Below are 20,662 nucleotides of genomic sequence, written 5' to 3'. Positions count from 1 at the left end.
GCAGGCGTGACAGTTCTGGTGACAGGAGCGACAGGATCCGTCGGCCGGCATGTGGTCGACCACCTCGTGGCGGCGGGAGCGCAGGTGCGGGCCCTGACCCGCACGCCGGCCACAGCGGGGCTCCCCGACGGCGTCGAGGTGTTCGAGGGCGACCTCGAGCAGCCGCAGACGCTGCGGGCCGCCCTGAGCGGCGTGGAACGCCTCTACCTCTTCCCGGTCCCCGGGACCGCGCGGGAGGTCGTCGCCCTCGCCGAGGAGGCCGGAGTGCGCCGCATCGTGGTGCTCTCCTCCTCGTCCGTGCTCGACACCTCCGGCGACAACCACAGCGGTGAGCACCACCGCACCGTGGAGCGCGCCGTCGAGGAGTCCGGCATCGAGTGGACCTTCGTCCGCCCCGACGAGTTCGCCACCAACCTGCTGTGGAAGTGGGGCCACTCCATCCGCACCGAGGGCGTCGTGCGCACCCCCTACGGCGGCGCGCCGCGCGTCCTGATCCACGAGGCCGACGTGGCCGCGGTGGCCGCCACCGCGCTCGTCGAGGACGGCCACGCCGGGCAGGCGTACGTCCTGACCGGCCCGCAGGCCATCACCCAGGTCGACCAGGTGAAGGCGATCGCCGACGCCATCGGCACCGAGGTCGCCTTCGAGGAGATCACCCCCGACCAGGCGCGCGAGCAGATGGGCCACTTCATGCCGCCGCCGGTCGTCGAGATGATCCTCGGCTACCTCGCCGACGCCATGGACAACCCGCCCGTGCCGCTGGACACCGTCGAGCGGATCCTCGGCCGCCCGGCCCTCACCTTCGCCCGGTGGGCCGCCGACCACGCCGCCGACTTCGCCCACCGGCGCGAGACGGTGGCGGCGTGAGCGTCGACACCGGCACGTCCGCCGCCCGCCGCGGGACCTCCGCCGCGGCCGCCACCGGCGGCCAGGCGTCCAACGCCCACGTGCAACTCACCGGCAGCGGCCGCCCCGAGGACCACATCGTCGCCGGTCACGGCACACGGCCCGGCGCCGGCCGCGGCAAGGTCGTCGTCCGCGTCGAGGCCGCCGGCGTGTCCTTCGCCGAGGTGCAGATGCTCCAGCACCTGCACCCCTTCCCGCCCAAGTTCCCCTTCGTGCCCGGCTACGACCTGGTCGGCCGCGTCGTGGAGACCGGCGAGGGCGTCACCGGCTGGAACACCGGCGACCGCGTCGCCGCGATGCCCCGCCACGGCGCATGGCAGCAGTACGTCGAGGTCCCCGCCGCCGCCCTCGCCGCGGTGCCCGAGCACCTGGACGCGGCCGTCGCCGTCTCCCTGATCACCAACGGCGTGACGGCCTACCAGATGCTGCACCGGCAGACCGGACTCGACGCCGGCTCCACCGTGCTCGTGCACGGAGCCAGCGGCGGCGTCGGCACCCTGCTCACCCAGCTCGCCGTCCACGCGAAGCTGCGCGTCATCGGCACCGCCTCACCCGCCAAGCACCCCGCGGTGCGCGCGCTGGGCGCGGAGCCCCTCGACTACCGCACCGACGATCTGCCCGCCGCCGTACGGGAACTGGCACCCGACGGCGTCGACGCCGTCTTCGACCACATCGGCGGCCGCGGCCTCGACGCCGGCTGGGCCATGCTCGCCGACGGCGGCACCCTCGTCTCCTTCGACTCCTCCGTGGCCGGCTACCGGCCCGGCCAGTGGTTCAGGCCGCATGTGCCCGCACTGCGCCGCACCGCCGCCCGCTGGATCGCGGCCAAGCTCCGCCTCACCCGCGGCCGCCGCCAGAGCATGTACTACGTCAAGCCCGGCGACGCCTTCCGGGCCGACCTCGCCGCCCTGTACCGGCTGGTCGACGAGGGCGTCCTGCGCCCCGAGATCGCCGGCCGCCATCCGCTGACCGAGGCCCCGGCCGCGGTCCGCGCCCTGCTGGACGGCGCCACCGTCGGCAAGCACGTCCTGATCCCCTGAACCCGGTAAGGAATCCGCCACCATGACCGCAACGCTCGCCGAGCAGTCCACCCTCAGCGTCCAGGAGCGCAACAAGCAGATCGCGCTCGACTGCGCCGCCGCCTGGAACCGCTGGGACCTGGACGGCATCTTCACGCACTGGTCACCGGACATCGAGCACTTCTCCGAGGACCGCCCGGTCGACTCCGAGATGATGAAGGCCGCGATGCGCGGCGGTCTCGCCGCCTTCCCCGACCTGCACCTGGACGTCAAGAGCGCCGTCTCCGAAGGCGACCGCGTCATCCTGCGGATCACCGTGACCGCCACCCACCTCGGCGACTTCTTCGGCAAGGCCGCGACCGGCAAGAAGGTCACCTGGTTCATGCTCGAGGAACTGCGCTTCGACGACGCCGGGAAGATCATCGAGCACTACGACGTCTTCAACTACCTGCCGATGCTCAAGGAACTGGGCTTCGTCGCCGCCGACGTCATGTGAGACCCGGCACCGCCGGACCAGGGCCCGGGCCGCCGACGCGGCCCGGGCCCTGGTCCGTGTCCCGGCTCAGCCGGCCGCCGCCAGCAGCCCGGGCAGATCGAGCATGTCGTCGAACACGACGGTGCCCGGCCCCGCCAGCCGGGAGGCCGGGGTCAGGCCGCCGCAGTAGCCGAAGGCGCGCATCCCGGCCGCCCGCGCCGCCTCGACCCCGTACGCGCTGTCCTCGACCACCGCGCACGCCCGGGGCTCCACTCCCAGGGAACGGGCGGCGTGCAGGAACAGGTCGGGTGCCGGCTTGCCTCGGGGGACGTCCGTCGCGCTGAAGATCCGCCCGTCGAAACGGTGGGACAGCGCGACGATGTCGAGACTGCGCCTGATGCCTGCGTGATCACCGTTCGAGGCGACGCACACGGCCGCGGTGAGACCGTCGAGCGCGTCCGTGACGCCGTCGACCGCGGTCAACCCGGTCTCGAAGGCCGCCTCGTACAGGTGCTCGTACTTCTTCTGCCAGCCCTTCTCCAGCCGCCGTCCCAGACGCTCCTCCACGGCCGCGGTGTACACCTCGGTGGACGAGCCCACGAACCGCTCGATGATCTCGGCCTCGCTGAACACGCACCCCAGATCGGCCGTGATCACCGCATCGACCTGGACGCATATCCTCTCGCTGTCCACCAGCACACCGTCGCAGTCGAATATCACCAGGTCGATGCCGCTTCCAGTCATGAGCGCCAGCGTACGGAGCCGCTCCGCCCGGACACCCCGTCAGGTCGTCCCACAGGCGCGCCGCGTGGGACGAGCCGCCGGTGTTCAGCGGCTGTCGCCGCGGACCACGAGGACCGGGCATGCGGCGTGCTGGGTGCAGTGCTGGGCCACCGAGCCCAACAGCAGCCCTGCGAAGCCTCCGAGACCCCGGCTGCCGACCACGAGCAGGGACGCGCTGTGGGACGCGTTCAGCAGCACACTGGCCGGGGTGCCGTAACGCACCTCGGTACGTACCTCCACCGGCGGCCGCGGTCCCACGGCCTCTTCGACGGCCTCGTCCAGTTCCTGGCGTGCCCGGGCCTCCAGGGCGGCTTCGTCGCCGCTCGACGGGGGCAGCCAGCCGAGCGCGCCGTGGAACTGCGGGAAGTCCCAGGCGGTCACCGCCTCCACCACGCCACCGGTGGCCTCCGCCTGACGCACGGCCCAGCGCAGGGCTTGCTTCGACGAGTCCGAACCGTCCACCCCGACCACGATGCGGTCCGTCTCCTCGCGCTGGTCAGCCATGGACGCTCCTCGACTCGACGGCGGCGGACGGCCCACGGGTGGGCGGTCCGCCGCCACAGGCTCGGCCTCCAGCATCGTCCCGACAGCGCCGTGTACGCAGTCCGGCAGGTCCAGACGGGGGCCGGCCCCGGCTGCGGTACCCGCCCGGCCCGGCGGTGTTCAGCGCGCCCGCCCTGCTGCGGTCATGGGTCCGACCGGTGACCGGGCCACAGGAAGCAGTGTCGCGCGCCGTGGGGGGCGTCCATGTACGGAGCAGTGGTCAGGCGGTCGGCGTGCCGCGGAAGGTGCTGAGGGCCCAGATCACGGACACGTCGACCGCGATCGAGATGACGGCCCAGAGCGGCGCGTAGGGCAGCCAGGCGAAGTTCAGCAGGATGCTGAGTGCTGCGAGGCACACGCCCGCTCCCTGCGCCCAGCCGGCGCCCCGCAGGACGCCTGCGCCCGTCACGAGCAGGACGACGCCGAGGACGAGCAGGACCCATCCCCACGCCGTGAGGTTGAACTCGAAGACGTAGTTGCCGAGCCCGTTGTAGACGTCGTCCCTGGCGATCCCCGCAATGCCCTTGAAGAGGTTGAGGAGGCCGTCGAGCTGCAGAACGACCCCGGCGAAGATCTTTCCTCCGGCCGGCGGGGCGCTGCCCGCCGAAAAGTCGTGTGCTGGGGGGAATCGTGGCATGCAGGGGCTCCTTCAGGTGTGGCGCCATGGGCTCCGCCGTCGACGCCGAGACTGCTCCGGCGCCCCGGCGGGGCAACCTGGGCGCGTCCGAACGGGCGGACGTCCGGGCGGCTACGAGCCCGACGCCGATGACGATCCGGACGCGGTCCCAGGCCGTCCGATCGCACCCGACGGTGTGGTCGGATCAGCTGACACCGGTGGCCCCGGGAAGGACGCGACCTGACCCCGTCCCCGTACCCACGGGGGTGGCACAGGCCATGGACGGACGTCTTCTCACGACGCGTCTGATCCCGTCCTGTCCCGGACGACGACGACGGAACTGTGCGCGTGGTGCAGCAGCGCCTGGCTCACCGACCCCAGGAGCAGGCCGGTGAATCCGCCACGCCCCCGAGCTCCCGCGACCATGAGTTGGGCGTTTGCACTGCGTTCGATCAGCACTTCCCGAATTTCGCCGCTGGCCACCTCGCGTCCGACCGTGACGTCCGGATGCTTCTGTGCGTGCCCGGCGAGTGCCTGGGCCAGCAGCCGCTCCGCGCTCTCGACACCGGTGCCGGCCGGCGCGTGATCCGGCAGCCATGCGTGCACGGCCGCGATCTCGGCTCCGCGCAGCGCCGCCTCGGCGAAGGCGAACTCGACCGCCTTCTCACCGGCGGGGGAGCCGTCGACACACAGCACGATCGGGCCGGTGTCGGCAGAGCCCTCGCGGGCCACCATCACCGGGCAGCGACTGTGGGCCGTCACGGACGCCGCCGTCGAACCCAGCAGCATGCCGATGATGCCTCCCACCCCGCGCGCGCCCACCACCAGCAGGTCCGCCGACCGGGACTCGTTCTCCAGCACCGTCACCGTGTCGCCGGGCACGACGGCGTCGGTGACCGCCACCTCCGGTGCCACGCCCCGCGCACGCTCCGCGGCCTCGCTGACCAGTTGGTGGAGCGGTGTGGTGTCCCGCGGCGCGTACATGGGTCTGACGGGCCAGTCGAGGGCGTACACCACGCGCAGGTCCGCACGACGGCGCCGGGCCTCCCTGGCGGCCGTCTCCACCGCGACGAGACTCGACGACGAGCCGTCAGTTCCCACAACCACCGAGTTGCCCATCACTCCTCCACGTGCGGGCGGGAGCCGGCCGTCGGCTCGTTGACAGGGAATCGTGCCGGTTGCCCGGTCACCACGCGTACGGCCTCTTCGGCGGCGATGCTCCGTACCGTCCTCATGGATTCCTCGGAGTAGTAGGCGGCGTGAGGGGTGATGATCACGTTGGGCAGCTCGAAGAGGGGGTTGCTCGGGAGCCAGCCGCGTTGCTTCGCGGGTTCCTCCTCGAGGTCGTCCAGCGCCGCGCCGGCGATCCATCCTTCGGTGAGCGCCTGGTGGAGCGCCGCATCCTCCACGATGGGCCCGCGTGCGGTGTTGACGAGGACGGCGGTCGGCTTCATCCGGCGGAGCGTCGTACGGTCGAAGGTGTGGTGGGTCTGTGGGGTGAGCGGCGATTGGACCACCAGACAGTCGGCACCTTCCACGAGGTCGTCGAAGGACACCGGCCGGACCTGGAGTGCCCGTATCTCGGCCTGGTCGAGATACGGGTCGTGCGCCCACACCTCGACGCCGAACGCTTGCGCGCGTTCGGCGATGAGCCGTGCGATGGAGCCGAAGGACAGCAGGCCCAGCACCTGTCCCTTCAGCCTGTGGATGGGCTCTCCGGTCTTCCAGTGCCATTCGCCCTGCCGGGTCGCCCGGTCGTACCGGCAGATCTTGCGGGCGGCCGCGAGCCACAGCGCGATGGCGTGGTCGGCGACCTCTTCGGCGCACCAGTCGTTCGGCGCGTTGGTGACCTGGATCCCGCGGCGGGTCGCGGCGTCGACGTCGACGATGTCCACGCCGGTGCCGTAGCGGGCGATCACCCGGCAGCGGGTCAACGCGTCGATGGCGCGGGAACCGACCGGCGCGTACTGGGTCAGGATGCCGCCGGCCTCCCGTCCCGCCTCGATGACCTCGTCCTCGCTCTTGCACTGCGCGGCGACGAGTCGGAGTCCGGCGCCTTCGACGATCGCGCGTTCGATGTCCACGTCACCGAAGTCGAAGTCGGCGATCAGTATCGCTTCGCCGGTGTCAGTGCGAGTCACGAGGAATCCCCTTGGTATGGACGAGGTCCTGGTACGACACGGCAAGCTCCAGGCAGCCCCCGCTGTCCAGTTGACCGACCGTGGAACGGTAGATCTCCTGCCACGGCGTCTGGTGCTCCCTCACCGGGGGTGTGTACTGGGCCATTCGCGCGGCGATCTCCTCGTCCGGCAGGAGGACGTCGACGCGTGCGTTGTCCAGGTCGAGACGGATCCGGTCGCCGGTGCGCAGGACGGCGAGGTTGCCGCCGACCGCGGCCTCGGGGCTGGCGTTGAGGATGGACGGTGCGTCCGACGTGCCGCTCTGCCGGCCGTCACCGAGCGTGGGCAGCGCGGTGATGCCTCGCTGGACCAGCCCCGCGGGAAGTTCCATGTTCACGACCTCGGCGGAGCCGGGATATCCGACGGGCCCGGTGTAGCGGATGACGAGGATGCAGTCCTGGTCGATGCCCAACTCCGGATCCTCGATGCGAGCGTGGTAGTCCTCGGGCCCGTCGAAGACGATGGCACGGAAGTCGAACACCGATGGATCGCCGGATTGTCGCAGGCCGCGGGCCCGGAAGCTGTCGGTGATGACCGACGTTTTCATGATCGCGGAGTCGAACAGGTTCCCGGTCATGACGAGCAGCCCGCCGTTGGCGGTGACGGGATCGTCGACGGGCCGGATGACCGCCGGGTCGGCGGGCGGGACATCCGCCAGGTTCTCGGCCACGGTACGGCCCGAGACGGTCACGGCGTCGCCGTGCAGGTGTCCCGCTTCCAGCAACGACCGCATGACCGCCGGGACACCGCCGGCGCGGTGGAAGTCCTCGCCGAGGAACTCCCCCGCGGGAGCGAGGTTCACCAGCACCGGGATGTCGCGTCCGACGCGGTGCCAGTCCTCGTTGGACAGGTCCACCCCGACATGACGCGCGATGGCGTTGATGTGGATGGGCACGTTCGTCGACGCGGCGATGGCCGATGCGACGACGATGGAGTTCTCGAAGGCCTGCCGGGTCATGACCTTGCGGGGGGTGAGGTCCTCCCGCACGATGGTCACCGCCCGCAGGCCCGTGTCGTAGGCCATTTGCGCCCGCGCGCTGTGGGGGGCCGGGATCGCCGCACAGCCGGGCAGGGACATTCCCAGGGCCTCGGCCAGGCTGTTCATCGACAGAGCGGTGCCCATCGTGTTGCAGTGCCCGATACTGGGCGCGGAGGCGGCCACGCGCGCCATGTATTCGGCGTAGTCGATCTCCCCGGCGGCGAGCAGCCGCTTCGACTGCCAGATCACCAGCCCCGAACCCGTCCGCATGCCGTTGTGATAGCCGTTGAGCATGGGCCCGCCGGACAGGACGATCGCCGGGATGTTCACGGTCGCCGCCGCGGTCAGGCACGCGGGTGTGGTTTTGTCGCAGCCCGTCGTCAGGACCACTCCGTCGAGTGGATATCCGTAGAGCACCTCGACCAGTCCGAGATAGGCGAGGTTGCGGTCCAACGCCGCGGTGGGGCGCTTTCCGGTCTCCTGCAACGGATGGACGGGGAACTCGAACGGAATGCCGCCACCGTCGCGGACCCCGGCCTTGACCCGGTCGGCGAGGGCGAGATGGTGCCGATTGCAGGGAACCAGGTCGTTGCCCGTCTGGGCGATGCCGATGATCGGCCGGCCCGACTGGAGTTCTGCCGGCGTGAGGCCGTAGTTCAGGAACCGTTCGAGATACAGAGCCGTCATCTCCGGGTTTCCCGCGTTGTCCCACCAGGCCTGGCTACGCAGCTCCCCCGTGGTGCGCTCCGTCGGTGACATAAGGAACTCCCTCGCCGACCTGTCCAAGGTTCCGCCCCGGCGCGGACGCTGCTGTGGCTCGCAAGAAATCCGCGGGCACCCGCCCGGGCGGGCCGGCTCACCCGTCGCGCGTCCCTTCGCTGCATCGATCCACGACGTCATGGTCCGAATGCGTCAGGCCCAAGATCTCGTCATGCCCGTTCCGCGTGACGCGCCGACCCGCTCGGGGACGGTCGACGCACGACGGTCGACGCGCCGGTCGTCACTCCATCCTGCTCCGGCCCGGCCGTTCCGGCACGCCGAGCCCGGAGGCGGGCCGGAGCGGGCTCCGACGCCGTCGCCGGGGTGCGGAGAAGAGGAAGGCCGGACACAGGTTCGAGTCCGTGTCCGACTCCGGTCCCGGACGCCGCCCCGGTGTCAGCGGCGCCTGGGACATGAGCCGTCGATCGGCGGCGAACAGAGCCGCGTCACACGAAGACGACGCTGGACGCCGCCGGAACGGCGAGTGACCCGGCGCGGCGGGGCACCCCCGTCGCGTCGACGTCGAACCAGGTCACATCGCCCGATCGCTCGTTGGCGGCGTACAGGTGGGCGCCCGACGGGTGCAGCGCGAGGTCGCGTGGCCAGCGGCCTCCGCACGGCACCGACGTGACGACCCGCGCCACCTCACCGGCCTCGTCCAGGGAGAGGACCACGATGGTGTCGGTGCCGCGTACGGCCGCCCACAGGTGCCGGCCGTCCCGGGAGACGACGGGGGCGGACGGCTGCACCGGAACGCCGGCGCCGTCCGGGAAGAGGGGGCATTCCGCGATCGGCCGCAGCACCCCGGTCGCCGGGTCCCAGCGACAGACCGTGACGGTGGGCCGCAGCTCGCCGAGCACGTACGCGTGGCCTCCGCGCGGGTGGAGGACGAGGTGGCGCGGGCCGGTGCCCGGGGGCAGGCCCATGACGCTGTGGAGGGTGAGCTGCCCGGTGCCCGGGTCCAGGGAGCAGACCCGCACCGAGTCGGTGCCGAGGTCGACGCTCAGCACCCAGCCTCCCGAAGGGTCCCGGACCACCTGATGGGCGTGCGGGGCCGACTGGCGTTCCGCGTCCGGCCCGGATCCCTCGTGGCGCAGCACGCCGCTCGGCGCGAGCGGGGTGCCGTCGGCGGCCAGCGGCAGCACGGTGACGCTCCCGGATCCGTAGTCCGCCGTCACCAGGTGGTCCTGACAGACGGTGAGGTGCGTCGGGTCGGCCGCTCCCGTCGGGACGGGCTCACCGAGCGGCCGGGGGACCGGCCCCGAGACGTCGAAGCCGGCGACCGCTCCTTGGGCCGTTTCGGACACGCAGTACAGAACCGGGCCCCGCTCACGGTGCCCGACAGCCAGATACGAGGGGTTGTGAACGGTTTCGACGGTGCCTGCCGCGGTCAGGGCTCCGGTGCGCGGATCCACCGCGGCCTGGACGATTCCCCGTCCCCCGGCCGACGTGAAGCAACCGATGAAAGCCCTCACCGCATCCGTGCCGTTCATGGTCCACCACCCTATGGGACGGCCGGCGGACCGGGTCGGCCCGTCGCTGTCCCGGGTGCACCAATTCCCGAGGTGGCCGCTTGCGGCAGGGGTGGGCCTCGACGAGTCTGGAGTGGATTCCGCGCCGCGGGCGGACAGCGGTGGCGCGACCCGGGGTACGGAGCGGCTGCTGCGCATCCTGGAGAAAGGCCGCCTCGACCCCACACGCATGACCACACGTACTCCTTCGACGAGACGGAGCGCGCCTTCGAGGTGTCGGACCAGAAGCTCGAGGACGTCGTCAAGGTGCCGGTGAGCCTCTGGACGGCCCACCGGCGGCCGCCCCGACCCGAGCAGGCGTACACGCGAAAGCCCGAGACCGGTCAAGGAGCGAACGGAATGCACGACTCCGACCCGCCGTTCCGGCCGGTTCGCCGGCCGGACGGCTACCTGCCGCTCGAGGACCTCGGCCTGATCGGGGACGGCACGACCGCGGCGCTCGTCGGCCTCGACGGCACCATCCCCTGGATGTGCCTGCCCCGGTTCGACGCCGAACCCGTGTTCTGCGCGCTGCTGGACCGCACCCGCGGCGGCCACTTCACCGTGACACCGCGGAACCTGCGCGAAGCGCGCCAGCGGTACGAGCCCGACACCGGCGTGCTGCACACCGAGTTGCGCAGCGACACGGGTCTGGTGCGCGTCACGGACGCGCTGGTCCTGCGCTCCGGGGCCGACCTGTCCGACGACGCGCCGTCCAGCCGCGGGGAACTCGTCCGCTCCGTGCTCGTCCTGGACGGAGACGTACGTCTCGACGTGGACCTGGAGCCGCGCGGCGGCGCGCAGACCCACCAGCTGTACAGCGGACTGGAGGTACAACCCGCCCTCAGGACAGGCCTGCGCCTCCACCTGCGCTCCAACCGTCCCCTGAGCGGCCTGCGCACCGTGCACGACCTGCGGCAGGGAGACCGTCTCGACCTCGTGCTGTCCTGGGGACGCTTCCACCGCCACCACCGCTTCGACCCCGACGCCATGCTCCGCCAGACGGAAGACGCCTGGCGCAGATGGATGCGGTCCTGCGACTACGCCGGTCCGCAGGAAGCACTCGTCCGGCGTGCCGCGATCACCTTGAAGATGTGCGACGACTGGGCCAACGGCTCGCTCGCCGCCGCCCCCACCTCCTCCCTGCCCGCGCCCATCGGAGGAATCCGGAACTGGGACTACCGCTACGCCTGGATCCGGGACGCCGCCTTCGCGGTCTTCGCGCTGCGCCGCATCGGCTTCGACGGCGAGGCCGACGCCTTCCTCGGCTGGGTCCTCGACGCCTTCGAACGCAGCCGCCGGCCACGCATCATGTACACCCTCGACGGCGACCTGGTGCCGGACGAGATCGAGGACGCCGAGCTGGAGGGCTACCGCGGCTCCTCACCCGTCCGCTGGGGCAACGGCGCCGCCGACCAGCGCCAGCACGACGTGTACGGCGAGATCCTGGACTGCGCCGACCAGTGGCTGCGCCGGGGCGGCGAGATCCAGCCCGCCATGTGGGCCAGCCTGGCCGGGCTCGCCGACACGGCCGGCCACGCCTGGCGCCGGCCGGACCAGGGCCTGTGGGAGATCCGCAGCGAGGGCCGTCCGTTCACCTACTCCGCCGGGCTGTGCCACGTGGCCCTGGACCGGGCGGCGCAGATCGCTGAGCGCTTCCGTCTGCCCGGCGACATCGGCGGCTGGCGCGACGCGGCGGACCGGTTGCGCGACCTCATCCTGGAACAGTCCTGGGACGAGGACGCACAGACACTCAGCGTCTACCTCGACGGCGGCGGCGTCGTCGACGCGAGCCTGCTGAACCTGCCGCTGCGCCACGTCGTACCGGCCGGCCATCCACGGATGGTGGCGACCACCCGGGCCGTCGCCGAACGCCTCTCGGCCGGCGGTGGGCTGCTCTACCGCTATCTGCACGACGATCACCCCGACGGCCTCCAGGGCGACGAGGGGGCCTTCGTCCTGTGCAGCTTCTGGATGGTGGACAACCTGATCGCCCAGGGCCGGCTGGAGGAGGCCGAGGAACTGTACGTGTCGCTGTGCTCGCGAGCGAGCCCACTCGGGCTGCTCTCGGAGCAGATCGACCCGACCACGGGAGCTTTCATGGGCAACTTCCCCCAGGCGTTCAGCCACATCGGCATCATCGCCAGCGGCGTCAACCTCGAGCGGGCGAGGGGCGGTTCCCGATGACCATCCGACGCCTCGTCGTCTTCGGCGGGACGGGCGACCTCACGGGCCGCTTCCTCCTGCCGGCGCTGGCCGCCCTGCACGCGGCGGGACACATCGACGACCGGTTCAGCCTGACGGGCGCCAGCCGGGAGGACCGGGACGGCGAACGCTACCGGGAGTGGGCCGCCGCCCAGCTCGAACGCCACGGCACCGGCCTCCCGGCCGACGCCCGACGAGCCGTCACGGCCTCGGCGGACTACCGCAGGGCCGACGTCACCAACCCCGCGGACGTGGGCGCGGCCGTCGCCGGTGAGGACCCCGTAGCCGTCTACCTCGCCCTTCCCCCGGCGCTCTTCCCGGCGGCGGTGACCGCCCTGCACAAGGCGGGGCTGCCCCCGGGGAGCCGCATCGTCCTGGAGAAGCCTTTCGGTGAGGACCTCGCCGGCGCACAGGAGCTGAACCGGCTGCTCGCCGATCTCGTACCCGAGCGCGCCGTCTTCCGGGTCGACCACTTCCTCGCCATGACGACCGTTCAGAACGTCCTCGGCAGCAGGCTCGCCAACCGGGTGCTCGAACCGATCTGGAACAGCACGCACATCGCCGAGATCGAGATCGTCTGGGACGAGACCCTCGCGCTGGAAGGGAGGGCCGGCTACTACGACCATGTGGGCGCGCTGAAGGACATGGTGCAGAACCACCTGCTGCAACTGCTGTGCCTGGTCGCCATGGAGCCGCCGCTCACCCTCGGCGAACGGGACCTGCGGGACCGGAAGGTCGACGTGCTGCGATCGGTGCGGCCGCTGACCGACTTCGACGTCGCGCACCGCACGCGCCGCGCCCGCTACTCCTCCGGCCGGGGCGCCGACCACGCGGTGCCCGCCTATGTCGACGAGGACGGTGTCGACGCGCGGCGCCGGACCGAGACCTTCGCCGAGATCGTCCTGGAACTGGACAGCTGGCGCTGGGCGGGCACCCGGTTCCGTCTGCGGAGCGGCAAGGCCCTCGGCAAGGACCGCAAGGAGGTCGCGGTGCGCTTCCGGTCCGTTCCTCACCTGCCCTTCGGCCAGGACCAGGACGTCCGGCCCAACGTGCTGCGTTTCGGACTGGAACCCGAGAGCCTGAGCATGGACATGACCGCGATCGGCTCGCGTGCCGAGAACCTCACACCGCTCTCGTTGACCGCCGAGATGGACGCCCCCGCTCTGCCGGCCTACGGCCGTCTGCTGCTGGACGTTCTCCACGGTGATCCCGCGCTGTCCATCCGCGGCGACGAGGCCGAGGAGGCCTGGCGCGTCGTCGAGCCGGTCCTGTCCGCCTGGGAGAGGGACCTGGTGCCCCTGGAGGAGTATCCGGCCGGCTCGGACGGGCCCGCTCCACGCCAGATCACCCCTGAGCGGCGGGACGACCTGCTGCACGAGGAGGCGGTCATGCCGGCCGACTCCTGACCACGACAGCCGTGCCGCACCGGTCACCGCACGCCGGTCCTGGAGGAGGGGCGATGGCCCACCGAACCGAGAGCCGCTCTCCGTGTGTCGTGATCACCGGGGTGTCCGGGGCCGGGAAGTCGACGGTCGCCCGGCAGCTGGCCGAGCGCCTGGAGGTTCCCTTCGCCGAGGCCGACGACTTCCACTCTCCCGCCAGCATCCGGAAGATGGCGTCGGGAGTCGCGCTGGACGATCGGGACCGCGGGCCGTGGCTGGAGGCCGTCGGGCGCTGGCTGCGCGAACGCGACGCCACCGGCCGTGGGGGAGTGGCGGCCTGCTCCGCCCTGCGGCGACGCTATCGGGACATCCTGAGGGCGGCCTGCCCCGCCGTGACCTTCTTCCAGCTCACGGCCGACCGCACGGTGCTCGCGGACCGGCTCGGCGGGCGCAGGGGCCACTTCATGCCCGAGAGCCTGCTCGACTCCCAGCTCGCCACGCTCGAGCCTCTCGAACCGGACGAGAGAGGAGCCTTGCTGGATGCCGCACCGGCTCCCGAGGAGATCGTCCGGACGGCCATGAAGCTGCTCACCGGACCCGGGGCCTTCTGACGGGGTCACGTATCAGTGGCCCGTGTCTCCGTCGGGTGAGGAACGAGGGCGATGGGCGCGTCGGCGAAGTGGAGGGTCGCGTGGGCGACATGCCCCACATAGCGGCTGCGGGGTTCGGCACGGCGGCCGACGACGAGGAGCTGAGCCGCAGCCGCCAAAGACACCAGCATTTCCGCAGTCGGACCCGGTTGGACATGTTCCACCACCGTGACCTGCGGATAGCGCTCACGCCACGGCGCCAGAAGCTCCGCGAGGTCATGGCGGTGGACCTCCTCCAGCCCACCGTGCTCATCCGCGCGGCGCACCAGCTCGGGCTCGTAGGTGAACATTGCCGGCAGGTTCCACGCGCGCGCCGCGCGCAGCGGGACACCGCGCGCGGCGGCGGCCCGGAAGGCGAAGTCCAGGACCGCTTCGGCCTCCTCCTCCCGGGGCACACCTGCCACGATCTCGCCGTCCCGTGGACGGCGGCCGGCCGTGCCGCCGCGGATCATGACCACGGGGCAGACCGCTCGGCCCAGCACGCGAAGTCCGACCGATCCGAGGAAGAAGCCCGTCACCGGGCCCGGCCGGCGGGAGCCGAGCACGATCATCTGTGCGTCCCGGCCGCGTTCGACAAGCAACTCCGCCTCCGGCTGCACCACCAGGTCGGCACTCACCTCGACGTCGTCGAAGTGTTCGCGCACCCACGCCAGAGCGTCGTCGAGCAGTCGCCGCGCCGTGCGGCGCTCGTGCTCGATGTCGCCGGCGAGCACCCGGTAGAACCCCGGCTGCGGAACATGACCGTGGAGCAGAACCAGTGGCGCCCCCTGCCGTCGTGCCTCACCGGCCGCCCAGCCCGCTGCGATCAGGCTGTCGGAGCTGCCGTCGACTCCGGCGATGACGGGCCGTTGCATGAAGGTACCGCCTCTCACATGACATTCATGACAAAAAGCGCTTTCAGTGAATCATGCCCATAGCGGACTTCTTGCCCGGCGGTCGGGAGCGAAGCCCCCACGGGAAGGGGCCCGGACCGCCGACGCGGTCCGGGCCCCTTCCCGTCGGGCGGGCGGAGTTCAGAGGTCCAGCGACTTCAGGTACGCCCCGAACGACAGCAGCCCCGGGTGCTCGGCGCGCAGCGCGGGGATGTCCGCCCGGTAGCCGTGCTCCTGGAACCACTCGAACATCAAAGCGATCTCCGGTGCGTTGGGGATGTACGGGTTCCCCGCCACCGCGTCCAGCGGCAGCTCCTCGAACCGGGCCGGCAGGCCCGTCCGCGCGGCGAACGCCTCGGCGACCTCGGTCGCGCTCAGCTCGTCACCCGCCAGCTCCACCGCACGGCCCACATACTCCGCGGGCCGCTCGAACGCCTCGGCGGCGAAGAAACCGATGTCCTCCACGGCGATGAACTGCACGCGGGTGTCCGGCTTCAGCGCCAGCTGCACCACCAGCGTCCCGTCGACGTTCTGCGGGCCGTGCGCGGCGAAGTTGTCCATGAAGAACGACGGACGCAGCACCGTCACCGGCACGGAGAGCTCCTGCAGATACCGCTCGATGTGCCGCTTGGACTCGAAGTGCGGTACGCCGCTGTGCCGTTCCGCGCCGCCCACCGAGCTGTACACGACGTGCGCCACGCCGGCGGCCTTCGCCGCCCGCGCCACCGCGCGGCCCTGACGGACCTCGCCGCCCAGGCCCTTGGGCGTCATGAACGTCTGCACGGAGAACACCCCCTGCACACCCTCCATCGCGGCACGCAGCGACGCCTCGTCGTCCAGGTCGCCGCGCACGAGCGTCACGCCCAGGCCGGCCAGCGCACGGGCCGCCTCGGAGGCCGGGTCGCGCACCAGCGCCGCCACCGTGCGCCCACGGCGCACCAGTTCACGCGCGGTCGCCCCGCCCTGCAGACCCGTCGCACCGGTCACCAGGACCGTACCGGCCTCGGTGCTCATACGGTCACCTCCTCGGCGGCGAACAGCGCCGCGTTCGCCTCGGCCCACGCCCGGTAGCCGCGCGGCTCGCGGCCGGTCAGCAGCCGCACCGCCGGCGTCGGCCGGGACCACGGCACCTCGGGGCTGTGCAGGGCGGCCACATTGGTCACCGCGGCCGGACGGTCGCCGGTGATGCCCGCGAAGACCTCCACGACCTCCTCCTGCGGCGCGACGGAGAAGTCCAGCTCACGGCCCAGGACATCGCCCAGGATGCGGGCCTGCTCCTCGGAGGTCAGCACCTCGGAACCGGTCAGCACATACGCCTTGCCCCGGTGGCGCTCGTCGGTCAGCGCGGCCACCGCCGAGGAGGCGATGTCGTACTCGTCGATCGGCGCACCCGGGTTGTTGCCGATCCAGCAGCGCACCGCGCCGCTCTCCCGCACGCTCTTGATCCACCACGAGGTGTTGGCGTGGAACGGGCCCGGCCGAAGGAACGTCGTGTCGACGCCGGACGCGGTGATGGCCTCCTCCGCGGCCCGGTGCTCGTCCGCGATGCCGTGCGGCAGCGGGTGCAGCACGCTCGCCGACGACAGGAACACCAGGTGCCCCACGCCCGACGCCGCCGCGGCCGCGGCGACGTTACGGGCCTCGCCCGCCACATCGCCGGACAGCACCACCAGCGCCGAACTCACCCCCGCGAACGCGGCCGCCAGCGACGCCGGGGCGGCGGGGGAGCCCGCCACCACCTCGACGCCGGCCGGCAGGTTCGCCTCCTCGGGCGTACGGCTCAGGGCCCGCACCCGGCGGCCCGCCGCGGCGAGCTGTTCCACGGCCTCACGGCCCACTTTGCCGGTCGCTCCGGTGACAAGGATCATGGCTCAGTCCCTCCAGCCGTTCGGCTCCGGCCACGGCGACCCGAGCTGCCGGTAGGTGCCCTGGTAGTCCGGCCAGTCACGGTGGTCACGGATCTTGCCGTCGACCAGGCGGATCAGATGGATCTGCTCCCCGGAGAAACGGCGCCCGGTCGGCGCCATGCCCACCAGGTTGCCGACATGACGGCCGTACAGGACGAGGTTGGCGCGCACCCAGTCGCCGCGCTCCTCGATGAGGACCTCCTCGAGATACGCCTCCTCGGAGAAGGTCATCTTCAGCCACTTCACGGCCATCGCGAACGAGTCGGGACCACGCAGGTCCATGTGCTCCATCGTCGCCGGATTCAGATAATCCGGGTGGATGAATTCCGCGACGTCATCGGTCTTTCCCGTGTTGTACGCCTCCACCATGCGGCGCACCGCCGCTATATGACTGCTCATCGCATTCCCTTCGCCGGGCGCCCAGCAGAAATTCAGGACACTGGCCGACATTGTGCGGTGGCCGAAGAGGCCGGGCAAGCAGCGATTTGCCGCCGTCGACCGGCTCTCGAACGGTCCTCCACCACCACCCGGCCGGAAAGCCGCAGCATTCACCGTGAACAGATCCATGCCGCCACCACCCCCGGAGCTGACCGTGGACACCGCGACCACCTACAAGACGAAAGTCACCGCCGCCTTCAACAAGGCCGCGGCGGCCTACGACCGGCTCGGGGTCGAGTTCTTCACCCCCATGGGCCGCCGACTCGTCGAGCACGCCCGCCCGCAGCCCGGACAGCGGCTCCTCGACGTCGGCTGCGGCCTCGGCGCCACCCTGCTGCCCGCCGCCGCCCAGGTCGGCCCCACCGGCCACGCGCTGGGCATCGACATCGCCGAGGCGATGATCGAACAGGCCGGCCAGGAGGCGCGGCGCCAGGGCATCGACAACGTCGAACTGCGGGTCATGGACGGCGAACACCCCGACCTGCCCGCCCGGTCCTTCGACCTCGTCATGGGCAGCTACAGCGTCATCTTCCTGCCCGACGCCCGCGCCGCCCTCGCCCGCTACGCCGGCCTGCTGCGCGACGGCGGCCGGATCGCCTTCACCAGCCCCGTCTTCCACAAGGACGAATTCCCCTTCCTGCCGCCGCTGTTCAGCCGCTGGATCCCCATGTCGCTGCTCCAGCACCTGCCGCCCGCCTGGCACCCCGAGCAGCTGCGGCGCCAGCTGCACTCCTGGCTCGAGGACCCCGCCGACCTTGAAACCGCCCTGCGGCAGGCCGGATTCACCGACGCCGTCATCACCGACGAGGTGGTGGAGATGACCGCCGCGAGCGGCGAGGACTGGGTCGAGTGGTCCCACACGCAGGGCATGCGGCTGCTGTGGCAGCACCTGCCCACCGACGAGGCCGCCGCCCTGCGCGCCCGCCTGACCGGCGAACTCGACGCCCTGCGCGACGCCGACGGCCTCATCCGCATCGACGTCCCGGTCCGCTACGTCACCGCCACCGTCGCCCGCTGACGCGGCGCAGCCCGCAGGGCTGCTGGCGGGGCCGCGCCGAGCACCGGTGGCCCGCCCGCACGGGCGGCGGGTCGAGCGCGCGTTGGCGGACCGCCCGCACCGGCGGCGGTCAACTCGCACGGGTGCAGTCTGCTCGCACCGGCGGAGGGGTGAGCGTGCGTTGGCGGACCGCCAGCACCGGCGGCGGTCCTTCCGCACGGGTGGCGGTCAACCCGCATAAGCGGCGGGTCGAGCGCATGTCGGCGGGCCACCCGCACGGGCGGCGGGCCACCCGCACGGGCGGCGGACCGCCCGCACCGGCGGGGCCGCACCGGCGGGGCCGCACGGGCGGCGGACCGAGCGTGCGTTGGCGGGCCACACCCGCGCCGGCGCGACCCGTACCGGCGGCGGGGCGTACGGCAGCGGAAACGCATGGGAGCGGCCCCCGGGGAAACCCCCGGGGGCCGCTTCAGGTGCGTGCCGGGCGTCAGGTCACCGACAGCGCGCCGTCCACCGCCACGACCGTGCCGTTGGCGTAGCCGGCCTCCGGCCGGGTCAACTGCACGATCCACCAGGCGATGTCCTCCGGCCGGCCGACCCGGCCCGCCGGGATCCGCTCCGCCATCTGCGCGAGGAACGCCTCGTAGGCTTCCGCCGGCATGCCGGCCCGCACCCCCACACCGGTGTCCACGACACCGGGCGCGATACCGACCGAGCGGATGCCACGCGGCGCGAGCTCGACGGCCCAGGTGCGGGTCAGGAAGTCGAGCGCCACCTTCGCCATCCCGTACACCGAGTTCTCCGGCCAGGCGCGGCGGCCCAGCGAACCCGCCGAGCTGACGTTCACCACGACCCCGCCGGCCTCCTCGAGCGCGTCCAGGGCCGCCTGCGTCAAAAACACGGGCGCGAGCAGATTCGTCCCCAACTGCTGACGCACGGAATCGCGTTCCAGACCGTCCAGGGACGCGAATCCGGTGACCGCCGCATTGTTCACGAGAACATCGAGACGGCCGAATTCCTCGAGCGCCGTACGGACAATGAGTTCCGGCGCATCATGGTCGTGGACATCGGCGACCAGAATACGAATCCGGTCGTGCCCGTCCGCTGTTTCCTTCAGCGTCGACTCACTGCGTCCGACAATGAGCACATGCGCACCGTCGTCCGCGAAAGCGCGGGCCGTGGCGGCGCCGATTCCCGTGCCGCCGCCGGTGACGACGACCGATTGCCTCACCTGGTCCGTCATCGCGGCCTCAGGAGCACAGGGCGGTGTTGACACCGCGGATGACGGCCTGCTCGGCCTCCGGGCCGAAGTCCTTGTCGCCGATCGTGAACGACAGCTGCACCCGCGCGTTCAGGTCACGGGTGGTGGCCGCGAACGTGGCGTAGCCGGGGATGCCGGCGCCGTGACCCCACAGGTCCAGGTCGTCGTCGTTCTCCAGCTTCATGATGCCCAGGCCGTAGCCGATGCCCATCGGCAGGTTCTCGATCATCTCCGGCGGCAGCGGCGTCGTCATCTCGGTGAACTCCGGCTCGTTCAGCAGCTCCCCGCTGAACAGGGCCGCGAAGAACCGGTCCAGGTCCGCGGTGGTGGAGATGATCTCGCCCGCGCAGCCCGCCTCCGAGGGGTTCATCAGCGTCACGTCGACCGGCTCGCCGCCGATCTGCATGTAGCCGCGGGCGTGCGGCCCGGGGATGTTCGGGTCGTCGCCCGGCAGCGTCGTCTCCTTCAGTCCCAGCGGCTCCAGGACCCGCTCGGTGATCTCCTCGCGGTAGGAGCGGCCGGTGATCTTCTTGATGAGCAGGCCGACGATGAAGTAGTTGGTGTTGCAGTACGCGAACTTCGTGCCCGGCTCGAACTCCAGCGGCTTGGCCGCCGCGATGGCGATCAGGTCCTCGGGCTCGTAGTGCTTGTAGCGGTCGCGCAGGAACCGGTCGCCCGGCTTCTGGAACGAGTCCATGTAGTTGTACAGGCCGCTGGTGTGCTGCATCAGGTTCCGGACGGTGATCTTCTCGCCGTACGGCAGCAGCCCCGGCAGGTAGCTCTCCACCGTGCGGTCCAGGTCCAGGCGGCCCTCGGCGACCAGCTGCAGCACCACCACGGCCACGAACGGCTTGGTGATGCACGAGATACGGAAACGGCCGTCCGCGGGAACCGGCCGGTCCGAGCCCAGCTCCGCGATCCCCGAGGTGACGACGAAGGAGTTGTCCCCCCGGGTGACCCGGAACTGCACGCCGGCCGCACCGGCCTGGACCAGCCGGTCCGCCGCGCCCTGCACGGCCTCCTGAAGAGCCGAGACCCCCGGCCGGTCGATCGTCGTCTGCGTCATGCGTCAAACCCCCATCGGGTGGCGAATCGGTCCGTGCACAGGGCCCGGGGGAGTGTCCGCGAAACGGCGCCGCCCGCCAGAAGGGGCGGCACGTCGCGACACGGCCCGAAATC

Annotated in this window: 20 protein-coding genes; 7 read left to right on the top strand and 13 right to left on the bottom strand. The window is 71.7% G+C overall.

What is annotated here, in order from left to right:
• Positions 1-6: 6 nt before the first annotated feature.
• Genes AB0K36_RS14480 through AB0K36_RS14470 form a run of 3 tightly spaced genes read left to right on the top strand, consistent with a single transcriptional unit; the run spans position 7 to position 2,421 of the window.
• A complete protein-coding gene (locus AB0K36_RS14480) occupies positions 7-867 on the top strand; it encodes an NAD(P)H-binding protein (protein ID WP_364593160.1) in 861 nt (286 codons plus the stop codon).
• Entirely contained in the window at positions 864-1,946 is a 1,083-nt protein-coding gene (locus AB0K36_RS14475) for a zinc-binding dehydrogenase (RefSeq protein WP_364593157.1), read from the top strand. Before AB0K36_RS14480 ends, AB0K36_RS14475 begins: the two co-directional genes overlap by 4 nt.
• A 22-nt stretch (positions 1,947-1,968) precedes the next feature.
• The gene (locus AB0K36_RS14470) at positions 1,969-2,421 is read left to right on the top strand and encodes an ester cyclase (protein WP_364593154.1); all 453 of its coding nucleotides are present in this window, start codon (positions 1,969-1,971) and stop codon (positions 2,419-2,421) included.
• A 66-nt stretch (positions 2,422-2,487) separates the two neighbouring features.
• Here AB0K36_RS14470 and AB0K36_RS14465 read toward each other — a convergent pair whose 3' ends face one another.
• From AB0K36_RS14465 to AB0K36_RS14435, 7 genes are all read right to left on the bottom strand, one after another.
• Complete coding sequence (locus tag AB0K36_RS14465) at positions 2,488-3,144, bottom strand: HAD family hydrolase (protein WP_364593151.1); 657 nt, start codon at positions 3,142-3,144, stop codon at positions 2,488-2,490.
• Between the two features lie 84 nt (positions 3,145-3,228).
• A complete protein-coding gene (locus AB0K36_RS14460; protein WP_364593148.1) occupies positions 3,229-3,687 on the bottom strand; it encodes a universal stress protein in 459 nt (152 codons plus the stop codon).
• 259 nt (positions 3,688-3,946) lie between these two features.
• Positions 3,947-4,363 carry a DUF7144 family membrane protein gene (locus tag AB0K36_RS14455; RefSeq protein ID WP_364593145.1) on the bottom strand — a complete coding sequence of 139 codons (417 nt, stop codon included), beginning with the start codon at positions 4,361-4,363 and terminating at the stop codon, positions 3,947-3,949.
• Positions 4,364-4,636: 273 nt separating this feature from the next.
• Complete coding sequence (locus AB0K36_RS14450; protein WP_364593142.1) at positions 4,637-5,461, bottom strand: universal stress protein; 825 nt, start codon at positions 5,459-5,461, stop codon at positions 4,637-4,639.
• Complete coding sequence (locus AB0K36_RS14445) at positions 5,461-6,483, bottom strand: C-terminal binding protein (protein WP_364593139.1); 1,023 nt, start codon at positions 6,481-6,483, stop codon at positions 5,461-5,463. Before AB0K36_RS14445 ends, AB0K36_RS14450 begins: the two co-directional genes overlap by 1 nt.
• Positions 6,470-8,260 carry an IlvD/Edd family dehydratase gene (locus AB0K36_RS14440; protein ID WP_364593137.1) on the bottom strand — a complete coding sequence of 597 codons (1,791 nt, stop codon included), beginning with the start codon at positions 8,258-8,260 and terminating at the stop codon, positions 6,470-6,472. The genes AB0K36_RS14445 and AB0K36_RS14440 overlap by 14 nt, the downstream gene beginning before the upstream one ends.
• A 446-nt stretch (positions 8,261-8,706) precedes the next feature.
• Positions 8,707-9,753: a lactonase family protein gene (locus AB0K36_RS14435; RefSeq protein ID WP_364593134.1), complete on the bottom strand. Its 1,047-nt coding sequence runs from the start codon at positions 9,751-9,753 to the stop codon at positions 8,707-8,709.
• A 378-nt stretch (positions 9,754-10,131) separates the two neighbouring features.
• On the opposite strand from AB0K36_RS14435, the gene AB0K36_RS14430 reads away from it, so the two are divergent.
• The 3 genes from AB0K36_RS14430 to AB0K36_RS14420 are packed head-to-tail and all read left to right on the top strand — an operon-like array spanning position 10,132 to position 13,969.
• Positions 10,132-11,958 carry a glycoside hydrolase family 15 protein gene (locus AB0K36_RS14430; RefSeq protein WP_364593131.1) on the top strand — a complete coding sequence of 609 codons (1,827 nt, stop codon included), beginning with the start codon at positions 10,132-10,134 and terminating at the stop codon, positions 11,956-11,958.
• Entirely contained in the window at positions 11,955-13,382 is a 1,428-nt protein-coding gene (locus tag AB0K36_RS14425) for a glucose-6-phosphate dehydrogenase (protein ID WP_364593128.1), read from the top strand. Before AB0K36_RS14430 ends, AB0K36_RS14425 begins: the two co-directional genes overlap by 4 nt.
• A 53-nt stretch (positions 13,383-13,435) precedes the next feature.
• A complete protein-coding gene (locus AB0K36_RS14420) occupies positions 13,436-13,969 on the top strand; it encodes a gluconokinase (RefSeq protein ID WP_364593125.1) in 534 nt (177 codons plus the stop codon).
• Positions 13,970-13,974: 5 nt separating this feature from the next.
• On the opposite strand, the gene AB0K36_RS14415 is transcribed toward AB0K36_RS14420, so the two are convergent.
• The 4 genes from AB0K36_RS14415 to AB0K36_RS14400 all read right to left on the bottom strand — a co-directional run bounded on the left by AB0K36_RS14415 (position 13,975) and on the right by AB0K36_RS14400 (position 17,186).
• The gene (locus AB0K36_RS14415) at positions 13,975-14,862 is read right to left on the bottom strand and encodes a universal stress protein (RefSeq protein WP_364593123.1); all 888 of its coding nucleotides are present in this window, start codon (positions 14,860-14,862) and stop codon (positions 13,975-13,977) included.
• A gap of 159 nt (positions 14,863-15,021) precedes the next feature.
• On the bottom strand, positions 15,022-15,894 hold the full coding sequence (locus tag AB0K36_RS14410) for an NmrA/HSCARG family protein (RefSeq protein WP_364593121.1): 873 nt from the start codon (positions 15,892-15,894) through the stop codon (positions 15,022-15,024).
• Entirely contained in the window at positions 15,891-16,748 is an 858-nt protein-coding gene (locus tag AB0K36_RS14405; protein WP_364593118.1) for an SDR family oxidoreductase, read from the bottom strand. Before AB0K36_RS14405 ends, AB0K36_RS14410 begins: the two co-directional genes overlap by 4 nt.
• Before the next feature lie 3 nt (positions 16,749-16,751).
• Complete coding sequence (locus AB0K36_RS14400) at positions 16,752-17,186, bottom strand: ester cyclase (protein WP_005321817.1); 435 nt, start codon at positions 17,184-17,186, stop codon at positions 16,752-16,754.
• 193 nt (positions 17,187-17,379) lie between these two features.
• Here AB0K36_RS14400 and AB0K36_RS14395 point away from each other — a divergent pair, with 193 nt between their 5' ends.
• Complete coding sequence (locus AB0K36_RS14395) at positions 17,380-18,243, top strand: class I SAM-dependent methyltransferase (protein ID WP_364593307.1); 864 nt, start codon at positions 17,380-17,382, stop codon at positions 18,241-18,243.
• A 466-nt stretch (positions 18,244-18,709) separates the two neighbouring features.
• Here AB0K36_RS14395 and AB0K36_RS14390 read toward each other — a convergent pair whose 3' ends face one another.
• Positions 18,710-19,465, bottom strand: coding sequence for an SDR family NAD(P)-dependent oxidoreductase (locus AB0K36_RS14390; RefSeq protein ID WP_364593115.1), 756 nt, complete (start codon positions 19,463-19,465; stop codon positions 18,710-18,712).
• 7 nt (positions 19,466-19,472) lie between these two features.
• Entirely contained in the window at positions 19,473-20,549 is a 1,077-nt protein-coding gene (locus AB0K36_RS14385) for a serine hydrolase domain-containing protein (protein WP_364593112.1), read from the bottom strand.
• Positions 20,550-20,662: the final 113 nt, after the last annotated feature.

The sequence above is a fragment of the Streptomyces kurssanovii genome (assembly GCF_040677245.1).
Lineage (GTDB): Bacteria > Actinomycetota > Actinomycetes > Streptomycetales > Streptomycetaceae > Streptomyces > Streptomyces kurssanovii.
Note: the sequence above shows the minus strand (reverse complement) of the source record. Positions and strands in the feature narration are given on the sequence as shown.

Excerpts from the sequence above, each read along its gene's own strand:
- AB0K36_RS14470 (WP_364593154.1), top strand. The coding sequence starts at position 1,969 with ATGACCGCAACGCTCGCCGAGCAGTCCACCCTCAGCGTCCAGGAGCGC.
- AB0K36_RS14465 (WP_364593151.1), bottom strand. The coding sequence starts at position 3,144 with ATGACTGGAAGCGGCATCGACCTGGTGATATTCGACTGCGACGGTGTG.
- AB0K36_RS14460 (WP_364593148.1), bottom strand. The coding sequence starts at position 3,687 with ATGGCTGACCAGCGCGAGGAGACGGACCGCATCGTGGTCGGGGTGGAC.
- AB0K36_RS14455 (WP_364593145.1), bottom strand. The coding sequence starts at position 4,363 with ATGCCACGATTCCCCCCAGCACACGACTTTTCGGCGGGCAGCGCCCCG.
- AB0K36_RS14450 (WP_364593142.1), bottom strand. The coding sequence starts at position 5,461 with ATGGGCAACTCGGTGGTTGTGGGAACTGACGGCTCGTCGTCGAGTCTC.
- AB0K36_RS14440 (WP_364593137.1), bottom strand. The coding sequence starts at position 8,260 with ATGTCACCGACGGAGCGCACCACGGGGGAGCTGCGTAGCCAGGCCTGG.
- AB0K36_RS14435 (WP_364593134.1), bottom strand. The coding sequence starts at position 9,753 with ATGAACGGCACGGATGCGGTGAGGGCTTTCATCGGTTGCTTCACGTCG.
- AB0K36_RS14430 (WP_364593131.1), top strand. The coding sequence starts at position 10,132 with ATGCACGACTCCGACCCGCCGTTCCGGCCGGTTCGCCGGCCGGACGGC.
- AB0K36_RS14425 (WP_364593128.1), top strand. The coding sequence starts at position 11,955 with ATGACCATCCGACGCCTCGTCGTCTTCGGCGGGACGGGCGACCTCACG.
- AB0K36_RS14420 (WP_364593125.1), top strand. The coding sequence starts at position 13,436 with ATGGCCCACCGAACCGAGAGCCGCTCTCCGTGTGTCGTGATCACCGGG.
- AB0K36_RS14415 (WP_364593123.1), bottom strand. The coding sequence starts at position 14,862 with ATGCAACGGCCCGTCATCGCCGGAGTCGACGGCAGCTCCGACAGCCTG.
- AB0K36_RS14410 (WP_364593121.1), bottom strand. The coding sequence starts at position 15,894 with ATGAGCACCGAGGCCGGTACGGTCCTGGTGACCGGTGCGACGGGTCTG.
- AB0K36_RS14405 (WP_364593118.1), bottom strand. The coding sequence starts at position 16,748 with ATGATCCTTGTCACCGGAGCGACCGGCAAAGTGGGCCGTGAGGCCGTG.
- AB0K36_RS14400 (WP_005321817.1), bottom strand. The coding sequence starts at position 17,186 with ATGAGCAGTCATATAGCGGCGGTGCGCCGCATGGTGGAGGCGTACAAC.
- AB0K36_RS14390 (WP_364593115.1), bottom strand. The coding sequence starts at position 19,465 with ATGACGGACCAGGTGAGGCAATCGGTCGTCGTCACCGGCGGCGGCACG.
- AB0K36_RS14385 (WP_364593112.1), bottom strand. The coding sequence starts at position 20,549 with ATGACGCAGACGACGATCGACCGGCCGGGGGTCTCGGCTCTTCAGGAG.